The organism is Roseburia sp. AM59-24XD, assembly GCF_003478445.1.
Lineage (GTDB): Bacteria > Bacillota > Clostridia > Lachnospirales > Lachnospiraceae > Jutongia.
Genome location: NZ_QUET01000025.1, coordinates 1 through 14,788, shown reverse-complemented (window position 1 = coordinate 14,788; position 14,788 = coordinate 1). Strand labels below are relative to the sequence as shown.

The window sequence follows — 14,788 nt, the reverse complement described above, 5'->3', positions numbered from 1 at the left end:
CTATGCCAACGCATTAATTTATGCGTCCGCCCGGTATCCCATGCCCCGGATCGTGCGGATCAGCACAGGCTCCTGCGGATCATCCTCAATCTTCTGGCGCAGCCGCTTGATATAAACCGTCAACGTATTATCGTTGACATACTCCCCCGCGGCATCCCAGATTTCCTCCAACAGTTTATTCCGTGTCAGAACGATTCCCTTATTATTGATAAACACCAGTAAAAGCCGGTACTCCAGTGCCGACAGAATGATCTCCTGTCCGTTCTTCGTTACAGTGCCGCCCAGCGTGTCCACACGGACATCGCCCAGCTCTAACACCGACTGTGTCCTGCCACACCGCCGCAGCACACCCTTCATGCGCGAGATCAGCTCCCTCGGACGAAACGGCTTACTGATATAATCATCTGCCCCCATATCAAGCCCCGTCACAGTGCTGTACTCATCGCCGGATGCCGTCAGAAAGATCACCGGAATCTCTGTGTTTGCCTTGATCGCGGCACACACCGCAAATCCATTGCCATCCTCAAGAGACACATCCAAAAGTACCAGATCTATCTCCTGACCATGCTCCTCGATCTGCTCCATGGCAGCCTTCTGGCCGGAGACCGCCTGCACGCTAAAGCCCTCCTCCTTCAGAAAAAGGCTTAAGTTTTTTACAATCTCCCGGTCATCCTCTACCAACAATATCTTCGTCATGATGCGTTTCCATTCTCCATCTCTATATAATCATTGCCATGCGGCGTCCCATGATATAATGCAATTCCGTACACTGCCACACATGCCACCACGATCAGCAGGATCATGCTGACAACCACTTTCTTACCGTTTCCCTTTTTCTCGCTGCTTCTTACGTTACCTCTTCTCTTCATAATGATCGCACCTTTCTAAGCGGCAGGGCGCTTTGATCCGTTCCGGCAAGCGCCCGCCATCCGTCTTTTGTTTCCCATTATCAAGATAACAGATAAGCTTTAAGAAATCCGCTCGTTTTTCTTAAGAAAACTTTATGTTTTTCTGACATTCGGATTACGCCATTTCATTATAATGTGCATAAATTCCATTTAACGCCAGCAGCTCGTCATGAGTACCACGCTCGGCAATACCGGTATCGGCCACCACTAAGATCTCGTCTGCATTCCTTATGGTTGACAGGCGATGAGCAATAGTGATGGTCGTTCTGTTTTTCGCAAGTTCTTCCAGACTGTGCTGTATCCAGCGCTCACTTTCATTATCCAGTGCACTTGTTGCCTCATCTAAGATCAGGATCGGCGGATTCTTCAGAAAAACACGTGCAATCGAAATACGCTGCTTCTGTCCACCCGAAAGACGGGTTCCACGCTCTCCCACATAACTGTCATATCCATCCGGCAGGGACATAATGAAGTCATGAATATTGGCTTTCTTTGCCGCGTCAATGATCTCCTCCATCGAAGCCCCCGGCTTGCCATACGCAATATTCTCCCGAATCGTGCCGCAGAACAGATACACTTCCTGCTGCACCAGACCGATCTGATTTCGAAGGCTCTCCAGCGTCAGGCTGCGCACATCCTTTCCATCAATTCGGATCGTGCCGCCGGTCACATCATAAAACCGCGGAAGCAGGGAACAGATCGTCGTCTTACCGCTTCCGGACGGTCCGACCAGCGCAATCGATCTGCCAGCCTTAATACGGAAGGACACATCTGCCAGCACCAGCGTGTCATCATCGCTGTAATGAAAGGAAACATTGTCGTATTCCACCTCGCCCTTCACGTCCGTCAGCTCTGTGGCATCCGGTGCATCCACAATGTCCGGCTCCGTCTCCACGACCGCCAGAAAACGGCGGAAGCCGGAAAGTCCCTTTTGCATCATTTCCGTCAGCTCCACAAGAATCTGGATCGGACTGATAAAGATTCCGATATAGAGCGCATACATGGCAAGATCTGCCACCTCCATCTGACCCTTCGCGATCAGCCAGCCGCCAAATACAAGCGTCACCAGATACATCAGCCCCTGAAAGAACAGGTTGCCGCTCATAAACGTCCCCATGCAGCGATAATTGGCGTTCTTGGATTTCAGAAAATTTTCATTGCTGTGGCAAAATTTCTCACGCTCAATTTCTTCATTGGCAAAGGACTGCACAACACGGATTCCCGCCAATGTGTCCTGCAAGCTCGAGTTGATATCACCGATCTTTTGCCGGTTATCCATAAAGGTTGCCTGCATCCGTTTGTTCTGTCCATACGAAAACAGGATCATGAAAAATACGAGTACCAAAAGTGGGACAGCAAGCCGTCCATTGATCAGAAACAGAAACACAAAAGAGCCTATGATCTTAATCAGTGAAATAAAAAGATTCTCCGGTCCATGGTGTGCCATCTCGGAAATATCAAACAGATCGGACACCAGCTTGCTCATCATCTGCCCGGAATTGTTCTGGTCATAATAAGCAAAGGAAAGCTTCTCATAATGATCAAAAAGCTGCTGCCGCATATCGCGCTCCATATTGGCACCCATCATATGACCCTGATAACTGACGTAATATTTGCAAAGCATCTGTACAATGTACATGGCAAGCATCGCCAGCCCGATCGGCACAAGTGCCTTTAATATCGCAGCGGACTCCCCCGCAAAAATCGTCTTTGTCATTGTCCGAAGAATCTGCGGATATGCCAGATCGATCAGGCTGATCATTGCCGCACAGATCAGATCCAGGAAAAACACTGCTTTGTATGGAGAATAATATGGAATAAACTTTTTTAATGTATGCACTTTCCTTACCTCTTTTTCTCATTTCATTTTGTCGTTCTGTTTGGTCATTCTGTCACTGCTTTTTGGGCGTTGTCTTTTGAGCGGACACTTTCTCGATCTCGATATTGCGGACATCATTGGCTCTGATATCTGCGATCATCGTCCACCACTCCGTCTTGCCATCCGGCTGATACAGACTGCAGATCTTCTCTCCCTTTTTGAGTTCAATCTTTTTTCCGTACAGTGCGCCGGTGTAATCTCTGACAGCACCCTTCGGATCCACATAAATGCCGTCCTCAAGCGTATTGCCATCCTCGCGGCTGCTCAGCGCAAAGTGTGTGCCCTTCCGCTCGGCGATAAACTTTCGATACACGCGGTCATAGATAAATGCGGCATCGCCGCCCTTTTTCAAACGGCAGATCACTGCAACATCGGCTCCCACATCCTCGCAGTACAGGATTGCCTTTACATTCGCATCCTGCTCCCGCAGATCGTACTTCTTTCCATAAATATAGAATGAAGTTCCATCACTGCCGGCACCCTTAGCGAAAGTGTCTGCCGGTGTCCGTTCCACGGAAACAGAATTGTTATACCACTTTTTATCAATCTGTACAACCTCTGTCTGCGGATAATAGATTACATTCTTATATTTGCCACCCTTTAACCGGTAGTGAATGAAATTATCCTTCGTATCCTGCCATGATGTGTAGTCTGAATCCCCCTCCGCCGGCTTCTTACGTTTGGTCAGCTTAAGCTCATCAAACCACTCGGTCACCTGCTTTAACTGTGATGCATCCAGTGTCCGCGTTCCCAGTGCACGATAACCTCTCATATTATATGTGACCAATATTTGGGACACATCCTTGCCGATCTTTTTGTCATTTCTGGCAGTCCCGGCAAGGTTCGGAGCTGCCGTAGCCTTACCGGCATTCCGGTCTCCCTTTTTCGCCTTCGTCTCCACGCGGCGTGTCTTTTCCAGAACGTCATAGCTCTCCCCGGTCTTCGGATCAATGTCCGACATCTCACCAAGACGGTATGACATCGGGCAATGTCCCTCCGAAAAGCTGCGGCGTCCCGACAGACCGGCATCCAGCTTACAGCCTGCATCGACGATACATCTCGCACCCGTCTCGGTCAGATACGCCTTTCCTTTCCGGTAATACCAGCAGATCTTCTTCGGACCGTAGGTTGCCTCCATCTGTGCCTCCGAAGAATTCATATATTTCACGATCTTACGGCACAGCTTCTTATTCACAGACCGCACACCGATCGAGATTACCTTTCCGTTCTTCATATGCGACACCTGAATATTCTCCAGACGCCCCTCCGCTTTCGCCTGTACATAATAGGACGATGACTCTGTATCCCAGATCGCTATGTCCATTTTTCGGTACACATCATCGCCCAGCCTTGTCGCCGCGACATGCTTGAGCATATATAATCTCACACCGAACCGCTTTGCCATGATATCCGCAAACCAGCCCATGTCCTGCAGTCCGAACGACTCTGCCGCCTCATCATACACATAGAGCGTCGTCAGATTCGGATCCTCCGGCACCTGTTCCGCCAGATCATCTACTGTCTCATCCTGCGGCACTTCGGTCGGCGTAGTCTCCGTTTCCGCCGGCAGCTCCGTCTGTACTGCCACCTGCTCCCCTCCCTGTGAGGAGCCTTCATCACGCTCCAGCCGGATTCCCTTCGTGCAAAACACAATAGCTGCCACAAGGATCATCCCAACTACAATTGCAACCCATCGAAATTTCTTCATACGTGCCCCCATTCTGCCGCCCCTGACGCGGCATTCATGCTCCGTTATTGATAACCCAATCATAACATGTGGCACGGGTATCGTCAAAGGAGTGTCAAAAGTCCCGGCGAACACTTTCTTAATATATGTAGAAACGCCCCGGAGTGTTTACCCCCGGAGCATTCACGATACGTCCAAGAACAAAAGGGCAAAACCAGCGTTTTGCCCTTGCTTCCACCACGTTACGAGCATTTTCCTATACCGGAACAAAGTGGGCTTACCCACTTTGCGCGTCACCGCACAATTGCTTATGCAAGCTGCCTCTATGACATGCGGTTCACGGTCTTATACTTATAGAGCATTTCCGCGTGATTCTGCTCCTCGACCTGAATGTCTGCCAGAAGCTTGCGCACCCCCGGCTCGCCAAACACAAAGACATCCGTGTTGTACTCCGATGACACCAGCTTCTCCGTGCCGATGCAGTCGGTCGCCAGAAAGCTGTCATTCATCTTATCCTCCGAATTATCATCAGACATATACGTTGCCTTCGGCGTGTAATCCTTGCCATTGCTGTCATTGCAGTCGCATTCCGGCACGGTTCCGTCTAGCACCTGCCCCAGCGATTCGTAATGCTTCTGCTCCTCCTTCTGAATCGTCTCAAACAGATTCTTCAGTTCCGGATCCTTCGCCTGCTGACTGTATTTCTCATACTTCTTCGCACAGATTTTCTCCTGTGACTGCAGATCCTTCAATGCCGCCGTTTCTTTTTCTGTTAATACCATAACTACCTCTTTTCTGAGCAACTTGTTGCGAAGAGGCGAAGAAAAATTCACGCAGGTGATTTTTCTTCTGCCATCAGAGCTATTTGCTTGTACTCCAAAGCAAATAGTTGTGTAAAAAGATTGCATCAGCAATATTTTTACACACTTGCCTCCTTTTCTGAGCAACTTGTTGCCTCATTTTTCTTAATCTTCCTTATAACAATGATAGTGTGTCCAAAATAAAACGAATTATGCGCGGCATTTCAATTTGACTTTATCCGGCGATTATCTTAAACTACTTGTGGATAAAGACATGCTGCAGGATTTAAAACGATAGCAATATTTCCATACCATTGCTGTCCGGCAGCTTATTTCAATATATTATTGATGGAGGACTGATATGCGATTACGAAATATTCCCGGCTCTCAGGAGCGCATTTTAGAAGACAAATACACGATCCAGACCGACGGTGCCGATGGTGCTGATTACAGAGGAAAATGGGCTGCCGAATATTTCCACAATGATCATCCGGTTCACATCGAAGTCGGCATGGGTAAGGGCAAATTCATTCTGGAAATGGCACGTCAGAATCCGGAGATCAATTATATCGGCATCGAGAAATATTCCAGCGTTCTGGTGCGTGCGCTGGACCACCGCGAGGAGCTCGAGAGCGACAATCTTCTTTTTCTGCGCATGGACGCCGAAGATATTGACGAATATTTTGCGCCGGGCGAGGTTCAGAAAATCTACCTCAACTTCTCCGATCCATGGCCAAAGGACCGCCATTCCAAGCGCCGTCTGACCTCCCGCCAGTTTCTGGAGCGGTACGACCGTTTCCTGGCACCGGATGGCATGATCCAGTTCAAGACAGATAACCGTCCGCTGTTCGATTTCTCTCTGGAGGAGATTAAGGAAACCGGATGGATCCTCGATGAATGCAGCTTCGATCTGCATGCCAACGGTCCGGCACCGAATAACGTTATGACCGAATACGAAGAGAAATTCTTCCAAAAGGGCAACCCGATCTGCCGTCTGGTCTGTCACAGAGAAGCCGGCAAGACAAACTATTCTGCCGAATAAGACAATATAATTTCTTTTGGAACGCAGCAATTTTATAAAATCAGACAATAAACTTTTCAATGATAAAGGAGGTAATTCATTATGGCACAAGCATGTATTTTTTTGGCAACCGGTTATGAAGAGGTGGAAATGCTGACGGTAGTAGATATGCTCCGCCGCGCCAAAATTTCCATTGATATGGTATCCATCACAGATCAGAAAGAGGTTACCAGTTCCCACAACGTCACGATCACCGCAGACAAGACTCTTTCCGAGGTCAACTTTGAGGAAGCAGAAATGCTGATCCTTCCGGGTGGTATTCCGGGCACTCCAAATCTTCGCGCCTGCACCGCTCTCTGCGAAAAGCTCAAGGAATTTGCTGCAAACGGCAAGAAGGTTGCTGCTGTCTGCGCCGCTCCGACCGTTCTTGGCGAGCTTGGAATCCTGGAAGGCAAGAAAGCAACCTGCTATCCTTCGTTTGCAGACAAGCTTGCGACCGGCGATTATGTGAAGCAGCCGGTTGTCACAGACGACAACGTGATCACCAGCCGCGGCATGGGTACCTGCATTGAATTTGCGGGAGCCATCATCGCAGCACTGAAAGATAAAGCGACTGCTGATGCCGTGAAGGAAGCGATTATTTATAACGACGTTTATTAAAATCTTTTTTATACTAAAATGCCCGCTATTCAGCGGGCAAAATTTAAACCTTAGTTCATTTCGTGCATCAACGGCTTACAATACTCTTTTATGATTTTTTATTTTTGTTCCGGAAAATGCCTGTTTTCCGATGTTTTTCTTCCTTATCTTTTTTCCTTTGTAAATAACCTTTTTAAGCTTCTTGCATTTCCAAAACGCCCTCTTGCCGATCCGGGTCACATTTTTCCCGATGGTAACCCGGGTAAGCTTCGTATCCCCGGCACATGCCTTCGCGTCGATCGACGTCACCTTATATCTCTTCTGGCAGAACACAACGCTCGCCGGTATGGTCACCTGCTTTCTGCTTTTCGTCGGTCTGCAGAAGGAAACCTGTTTCGTTCCGGTCACGCAGTACACCGCATTCTTGTAAATGAACTTCTCTCCAAGGTTTGGATCTTCCTCCTCATCCTCTGCATCGGCAGAAGGACTGGCGGATGGCGTCGCCGTTCTCTGTGGCTTTGAATATCCGAGGAGCCACGCCAGAAACTCCTCCTCTTCCTCCGGACTCATCGTTCTTGCCGGTGCAGCAGTACTTGTTGTTCCCGGGTATAGCTGCTCGGTGCTTCCCGGCGTGCTGCTTGCTCCCGGGTATGGCTGATCACTGCTTCCCGGCGTGCTGCTTGCCCCCGGGTATGGCTGATCGGCACTTCCCGGCGTGCTGCTTGCTCCCGGATGCGGTGATTCTGTGACGCCCGGTGTATCGCTACCTGCTCTGCGAATCGTATAATTTACAACTTTAACGCCCCGGTAAACTCCGGTTCCGATAATCAGGACGGTCGCCGTTCCCTCCGTATATTCTCCGGCAATCGGATATGTCACCAGATAATCCTCTCCCTCGGACAGAAGCTTTCCTGCCATACGAACTGTAATCTTCTCCGGGCGGACAATCCCACCGGTATACTCATATATTTCACGATCGAGCGTCACCTCGGCATCCTCAATCGAGCTCAGGCTGCCCTTCGTCCAGTTCGCCCAGACAACACCGTTTCCGTCATGATCCGAAAGCACAGTATCATCCCATGTGCTGTATGCAGCCGGATAGTACGCCTCCATGCCCTTTGCGCATCCGTAAAATACCCGGTCATAATATGTACCACTGATCTGCGAACCAAACTCCGGTGCATCGCCACAAAAATAAATCTTTCTCAGATTGTAATCTCCATAAAAAGCCGCCGCCTGAAGCTGTTTCACCGTCGACGGAATCCGGATCACTGACAGATCAAAATTATCCCGGAAACAATATGCGCCAATCACCTCAAGTCCGTCCTGCAGCTCCACCTGATTCAAATGCGCACAGCCGCCAAAACAGCCCTCTCCCAATTCCCGGACAGATTCCGGAATCGTAATCGCCTTCAACGTATCACAATTATAAAACGCATAGCTTTGAATCTTCTCCACCGTCAACGGCACAGCAATACGTTCATCGGTTCTTCCTGCCGCCGCAACCAAAGTCTTTCCATCCGCCGTATAGATCACATGATTCGTTTCCTTAAGATAAGGATTCGCCAGATCAATCGAAAACTCCTCCAGCGCATCACACTGCGTAAACACACCGTTTCCAAGTGCCTCAACCGATGCCGGGATCGTAATCTCCCGCAGTTTGCTGCAGGCACTAAACGCATAATCACCAATCTTCTCCAGCGTATCCGGCAGCACCACCTTCGTAAAATCTGTTCCCGCCAGTGCCGACTTCGCCAACGCCGTCACCGGATATCCTCCAAGCCGGGACGGAATCTCAATCTCTCCCTCGGACGTTTTCCCATCATACTGATAAACAACCGCTTTTTTCTCATATGTCGTGTAGTAACTAAAAAGAGAATTTCTTTTCTTCACATCATACGGACGAAAACCATTCTCATCCTTTCCGGAAGAATAGCCCGCCTCCAGCTCATAATAACAGCCGCCGATCTCCACCAGCGCATTCACATGACCACTGCCTGCCCCGACATCCTGATTGGCTCTTCTCGTCCAAGCATCATAACCCATTCTCTTTGCCAGCCGGATGATCGTGTTCGTGCTCGCCCAACAGTCGCCGCCTCCGTAGATCACCATGCTGAGTGCACTCTGGTATCTGTAATTGTAATCATACTGCGCCGGAAACTTCACAATCGCCTCCGCAATCTCACTGTCACTCATATCCGCCGTAATATTTGCCGTGATGTACGCATCCATCACATGATCCACATAAACCTCGGCGTAATCCTTCACATGCACGGTCAACGTCCAAGTCTCACTTCCGGAGGTCACGGTAATTTCCGCATCGCCCGGCTCAACCGTGTAGTAATCGTAATCCTCTCCCTCCGAAACCGAGTAAGAATAACCATTTCCTTTCTTCCAGTAAGTCCGCGCAGTCGTCACCAGTCCATCCGCTGACACCTGCACGCAATTCCTGCCGGACGTAACCCGGTACGTTGCCGTCCCGTCCTGCGGAATCCGGTAGCTCCGCGACATGGACGCAGGCACGGAAACCACCTCGGCGTATGAACTGTCCATATCGTACAGCGTCACCTCGGTGACCGCATTCGCTTGCCGGACGCTGCCGGAAGCCTGTGCGGTGGCTGCGGCTGTCAGCGGGGCGAACAGCAGGAATAAGCACAGGAGGGGGAGTATGAGATAGGTGTGTGGTGTTTTCATTTTCATGGGCTCCTTTCTGGTGGAATTGATTCTTAATGATTTATCCTATTATACCATCATATTCAAAAGAAATCATTTCCTTGAACTTAATTGTAGTCGCATTGTTCTCAATTAAGTTCCTGATCGTAGCAATGAGCAGGGCAACGGCTACATCTCTTTGTATGTGTATATTGCTGATGTAATTATTTCCGGATATAAATATATATACTTTCTACATACCCGCTTAAATAACTCAACCATTCTGTCGCTATTACATATTCCGACCATATAATCCAACAAATGTTCCACTTCCAATTCCGATGCTTTTCTTATGCATATATTTTCAACTATAGGTTTATATGTGTTATATGCCAATTCATCTAGTCTTTCGATCACACATACTATTTCTCCGATATTGTATTTCATAGATTGCACCATATTATATCCCCCACCTACGGCCTAACATAAAAATACATTTCAAACCTCCGGTTCAACCTAAATCTTCGCTATTTAATCTCCCAGTGACCACTATACCCACTTCCTACATATACAATATTCGTCATTTGCTTAATTCTTCTCTTCACAGTTCTTACACCAACCCCTAACTTTGTTGCCATTTCTGATGTAGAAATTTGAGGATTATCTTTAATCATATCAAAGATTTGTTCCTGCAATTTATCTTGAGTGCCACCTTGAGTGCCATCTTGAGTGCCATCTTGAGTGCCATCTTGAATGCCACCTTGAGCGCCATCTTGAGTATCAATCCTGTTATCACCCTGAATATCATTTACATTCATAATATAATTATGTCCATAATTCAGATTATACAGAGTCAATGTAAAATCATCATTATCTGCATCAAAGACTGGCATCTTGGTCTCATCAAATTCCACCTGACCCTCATAATCAGCCAATATTTCATCTCCTATTCCTTTTGCATAAAATGTATATTCCAATATATCATAACAATCATATTTTTTTATAAAACGTTAATTCTCACCTCTCTAGCAAACACATAATTAGTGCTTGCAAACCTGACAAGCCTCTATTCTTTCAAACAAATGTTTTACCTGCAAATCTGCCATTTTCAAGTTACTATCTATATACTCCAACAATTCTGTATTATCCAAATATATATACATCTGCGGTGCTACAAATCCGGGAACATTTTCTCTTAAATCATCTAATGCTATCTGAGATGTCTCTTGAAACTTTTCTATTTCCATTGCATATCTATAATGATAAGTTTCTATATATTCTTTTATTCGTGTAACAGCATCACTATCATCTTTAAACTTTTCCAACCAGTCGAATAAACAATGTCTTTTCCCCAAATATACAATCCCCGTAATCGCCTTTACTGGTGAGCTAACATACATATATGCCATCACAGATTCATCTGGAAAGTTTCTTCTATGTTCAAATATCTTCTGACCCGCTTTAATTTTTTCGTATACTTCTGGTCTGAAGCTTAAAAGCATTTTTCTCAAAATGTACACCACCTTATTGCCATTGACACTCTATATTTAATATAGATGTCGGCATTTTAATAAACTGTATATCAAATTTCAGACTTGGTTCAACCTTTGTACTTGCATTATGAATTCTGAAACTTAATTGCCAATTATTGTCCATAAACATTTCTACAGTATTACGACTCCCTTGTTTAAAGCGAATTGTTTCAATTCTTATCGGCAATTCTACAACAGGAACGACAGTCTCTGATCTCATATCTTCACTTTCCATATCCAATGTATTATGCATATTGAAAGTATAAACCGATGTAAGTTTCTTATTGTCACGACTAACAATCTTATAATAATCCTCTGTGCCAATAAGATACTCAATCATTTTACGTGGTATATTCGAATCTTCTTTGTATGCTCTGTTAATTTCATCCATAAATGCCTGTAATAACGGTACATATACTTTTTCATTTTTATCATCCATGTCAGACCATCTTACTCCACGATCTTTCTTGTCCTTAAGCATATCAAATATAGGTTTAACAGCATCCCAGTAATCATCACTGCAAGGCAAACCAAACCATTCTTTTCCAAAATCAATCTTATGACTCAATCTACTGTGTTTTACAGCATCGTGATTATGTTTGATACTTAAGCCAATTTCCCATCCAATATCGTTTCTACGAATGACAATATCTCTAACATCGCCCTTTACACCGGCTCTATCCTGCTGGAATTCCAATATCAAGTCATCATTATCATTCTCTAATATTTTAGGTTCCATCTTAATTACTGCACCAACAGCAGCTTCCGCCGAAGTCATAAATACCTGTTGTGTCTCTTCATCCATAAGCTTCCACGCCTTTTCATTCGCATGTAAACTAGAATTATCAACTATTCTTATATTTCGTACATCCTGTATTCTTTCACACATTGCCAGCATACAAGCATGCTCGTATGCCCTACCTTGATCATTACTCCTTGTGCTCACCTTTCTCTTATTAACCTCCTTCGCATCCACAACCTCAATATCTACAACAACCTCAGAGCCTTTACCTTCTAAATATTTCTTTATTGCGACCGCAATTTCATATGCAAGATTCACCGGAACCGCATTTCCAATCATTTTGTAAGCCGTATTGGTATCTTCGTACATAAACTTGAAATCATCAGGAAATCCTTGCACTCTAGCAACCTCTCTAATAGTCATTCGACGATAAAGATGTTCTTTGCCTTCCACGAATCTGCAATCATTCTGTCCTACCTTAACCATTTTAGGTGCTTGAGGATGAAGCTGACATTGCCTTCCTGACGCTTGCACTGTAAATGCTTGTTCATCCCATGCCTTAACTCTATTACGACTCATAAATATCGGAGAATATGCTCCTGTGTAATATTCATTGTTATTGATTGCTTCTGGATTGTGATGATTTTTCTCTCCTGATGGAACCGCCGTATCTTGCAAATCCCATATAATATCACGAAGGGTAATTTTCTTATCATCCTCTTTCGTAGAGCCCTTAGGAAATCCAAAATCAATCTTTAAATCTTTCCTGAATCCTATATAAAATACTCTCTTTCTTTCTTCGGCAACCCCATAATCCTTTGCATTCACAAGGGTAAACGATACATCATATCCTGCCTCATCAAAAAGATTAAGTATATTCTGTACCGCTTCGGAATGTCTGTTCGCTAACATACCTCTCACATTTTCTGCAAGAAAAAACTTAGGCTTAAATTCCTCGAGTATTCTAATATAATCAAAAAACAACTGTCCTCTGGAATCTTTAATCCCTTTTAATGAACCCGCCTCAGACCATGACTGACAAGGAGGTCCACCTATAATCCCATCAACTTCGCCAGTTATAAACTGTTCAATATCTTCTTTTGTCACTTTTCTTACATCTCCCTCAATCAAATGAGTAGAGGGATGATTAGCTTTATATGTAGCCCATATTTTATCGTCAAATTCATTTGCAACCGGAATGTCAAATCCTGCCATTTCAAATCCCAAATCCAAACCACCACAGCCGCTAAACAAACTAATTATGTTCATAGATATTCTCTCCTTCGTTATTCTCTTTAATTATTCTGGCTGCTTCTATTAATGCTGTTCTTCTTACAAACTCGCTATATGATGCATATGCCTCCAATCGGGCTGCCTGCTTGAATTTCTCTAATTCTTCTTCACTTACTCTTATACTAATTGAAATTGACTTTTTCATCTCATTTGTTCCTCCATTTCATATAGCTATCATAAGTCCGTTGTATGGCAATGTCAATACTTTGTTGCACAAACAAGTGTTTTTATGTGACTCTAATAATTCTTTTAGGCTACATTTTTATCACCATCTTCGCCATGACAATCAAAACTCTGGCATTTTTATAAAATTAACTTTTTCTCCATCCGCAACTCCACCATATAAATCACTATTTTTACATCCAATTCTCATATAGTGATCAATCACGTATCGTGAGGTAAACGGCATTTCCAAAGAGTTCAATTCTGACAAATCAAACCATCGGCTAATTCCTTCATTGGAATGCATATTCACATCAGCATCATCTCTAAGTTTAGCAAAGAAATAATAATTTTGTCTGATCTCTCCATTACACCTGCGCAAAGTCACATAGCGCAACTCAAGTTCAAATATATCATCCGGGGTAAGTCCCAATTCCTCTTGCATTTCTCTCAGCACACATGCTCTTGCATCATTTAGTTCTTCCGGCTCAAAATGACCACCTGCAGATCCTACCCACTTATCATTAACCACTCTGCTTCCTTGACGATACAAAAGTAACACCTTATCATCTTTCAATATATACAAAGATGTCATATTTCTTAATTTACCATTCATTCTAAATTCTCCTTTGTTCTATAGGCTATTCTTTAATCAATCATATCAAAGATTTATTCCTACCATTTATCTTGAGGACCATTTCAACCATCAAGCCAACATGTTTTTTACCAAATTTATTGATCTTCTTTTATTTTCTTGTAAATTTCATGAAAGTGTTGGCTTTCATAAAATTTATAATAATTCTTTCCATCCCTTAAATATATAATCAGCAATGGCAACCACCATTTAGAAAACATAATGCTTTTCTTCCAAAAATCCTTCTCTTCTTTTTTATGAACATGTGCAGAGTATGTGTCTTTTATATAGCAAAACACTTCTTTATTCGCTGCCTTCTCTTCTTTTACAAACATTGATAAAATAATAGGATTTATTTCATCTCCACCAAAGCTACTTATTAACCATTTAATATTAGCTTTATTATCATATTTGCTCAAAACGTAATAATGCCATATCTGCAAGAGCGAATCATGATATGTAGAATTTATATATTCATTTTTTGATTTTAATAAAGTAATAATTTCATCCTTTCTATCATCTTTATTAATTAAATCTAATATCTCAATTATAACTCTATAACAACGCGATGCAAATATCGGTTCCAAACAAGCCAACTGTAACATATACGCTATTGTATGTGTTTTTAAATCAATTTTCTCCTCTTCATCAAAATCAAGTTTTCCAGAAATAATAGCTCTTCTAAACATAGACAAAAAAGCCTTAATCTCCGACTTTTGATTATTGTCATATATTCTGGCAACATATCCTTTAATATTATAAAAAACCTCTTTATTATATTTTACTTTCTCACTAGAATCAAAGTCGAAAAAACTCAAATCTATGTTTTACCTCATACA

At 44.3% G+C, this 14,788-nt stretch carries 14 protein-coding genes; 2 read left to right on the top strand and 12 right to left on the bottom strand.

Annotation, left to right across the window (positions count from 1 at the left end; translation table 11 throughout):
• Positions 1–18: 18 nt before the first annotated feature.
• From DXA20_RS12110 to DXA20_RS12095, 5 genes are all read right to left on the bottom strand, one after another.
• Entirely contained in the window at positions 19–696 is a 678-nt protein-coding gene (locus DXA20_RS12110; RefSeq protein ID WP_022307282.1) for a response regulator transcription factor, read from the bottom strand.
• Complete coding sequence (locus DXA20_RS16230) at positions 693–869, bottom strand: hypothetical protein (RefSeq protein ID WP_022307283.1); 177 nt, start codon at positions 867–869, stop codon at positions 693–695. Before DXA20_RS16230 ends, DXA20_RS12110 begins: the two co-directional genes overlap by 4 nt.
• Positions 870–1,023: 154 nt before the next feature.
• Positions 1,024–2,748: an ABC transporter ATP-binding protein gene (locus DXA20_RS12105; protein ID WP_118561087.1), complete on the bottom strand. Its 1,725-nt coding sequence runs from the start codon at positions 2,746–2,748 to the stop codon at positions 1,024–1,026.
• Between the two features lie 52 nt (positions 2,749–2,800).
• On the bottom strand, positions 2,801–4,495 hold the full coding sequence (locus DXA20_RS12100) for a hypothetical protein (protein ID WP_147403749.1): 1,695 nt from the start codon (positions 4,493–4,495) through the stop codon (positions 2,801–2,803).
• 302 nt (positions 4,496–4,797) lie between these two features.
• Complete coding sequence (locus tag DXA20_RS12095; RefSeq protein WP_118561083.1) at positions 4,798–5,382, bottom strand: ferritin-like domain-containing protein; 585 nt, start codon at positions 5,380–5,382, stop codon at positions 4,798–4,800.
• Between the two features lie 253 nt (positions 5,383–5,635).
• Here DXA20_RS12095 and trmB point away from each other — a divergent pair, with 253 nt between their 5' ends.
• Both trmB and DXA20_RS12085 read left to right on the top strand, forming a co-directional pair.
• Entirely contained in the window at positions 5,636–6,316 is a 681-nt protein-coding gene (gene trmB / locus DXA20_RS12090; RefSeq protein WP_022307287.1) for a tRNA (guanosine(46)-N7)-methyltransferase TrmB, read from the top strand.
• Positions 6,317–6,397: 81 nt separating this feature from the next.
• On the top strand, positions 6,398–6,955 hold the full coding sequence (locus DXA20_RS12085; protein WP_022307288.1) for a DJ-1 family glyoxalase III: 558 nt from the start codon (positions 6,398–6,400) through the stop codon (positions 6,953–6,955).
• 75 nt (positions 6,956–7,030) lie between these two features.
• Here DXA20_RS12085 and DXA20_RS12080 read toward each other — a convergent pair whose 3' ends face one another.
• From DXA20_RS12080 to DXA20_RS12045, 7 genes are all read right to left on the bottom strand, one after another.
• Positions 7,031–9,634, bottom strand: coding sequence for a leucine-rich repeat domain-containing protein (locus tag DXA20_RS12080; protein ID WP_118561081.1), 2,604 nt, complete (start codon positions 9,632–9,634; stop codon positions 7,031–7,033).
• A 479-nt stretch (positions 9,635–10,113) separates the two neighbouring features.
• Positions 10,114–10,521, bottom strand: a complete 408-nt coding sequence (locus DXA20_RS12070; RefSeq protein ID WP_243100644.1) for a winged helix-turn-helix domain-containing protein — start codon at positions 10,519–10,521, stop codon at positions 10,114–10,116.
• A gap of 105 nt (positions 10,522–10,626) precedes the next feature.
• A complete protein-coding gene (locus DXA20_RS12065; RefSeq protein ID WP_147403748.1) occupies positions 10,627–11,097 on the bottom strand; it encodes a hypothetical protein in 471 nt (156 codons plus the stop codon).
• Between the two features lie 13 nt (positions 11,098–11,110).
• Complete coding sequence (locus tag DXA20_RS12060; protein ID WP_118561077.1) at positions 11,111–13,129, bottom strand: HaeIII family restriction endonuclease; 2,019 nt, start codon at positions 13,127–13,129, stop codon at positions 11,111–11,113.
• The gene (locus tag DXA20_RS12055; RefSeq protein ID WP_118561075.1) at positions 13,116–13,298 is read right to left on the bottom strand and encodes a type II toxin -antitoxin system TacA 1-like antitoxin; all 183 of its coding nucleotides are present in this window, start codon (positions 13,296–13,298) and stop codon (positions 13,116–13,118) included. The genes DXA20_RS12060 and DXA20_RS12055 overlap by 14 nt, the downstream gene beginning before the upstream one ends.
• Before the next feature lie 141 nt (positions 13,299–13,439).
• On the bottom strand, positions 13,440–13,931 hold the full coding sequence (locus DXA20_RS12050; protein WP_118561073.1) for an NUDIX domain-containing protein: 492 nt from the start codon (positions 13,929–13,931) through the stop codon (positions 13,440–13,442).
• Positions 13,932–14,047: 116 nt separating this feature from the next.
• Positions 14,048–14,767 carry a hypothetical protein gene (locus tag DXA20_RS12045; RefSeq protein WP_118561071.1) on the bottom strand — a complete coding sequence of 240 codons (720 nt, stop codon included), beginning with the start codon at positions 14,765–14,767 and terminating at the stop codon, positions 14,048–14,050.
• Positions 14,768–14,788 lie beyond the last annotated feature (21 nt).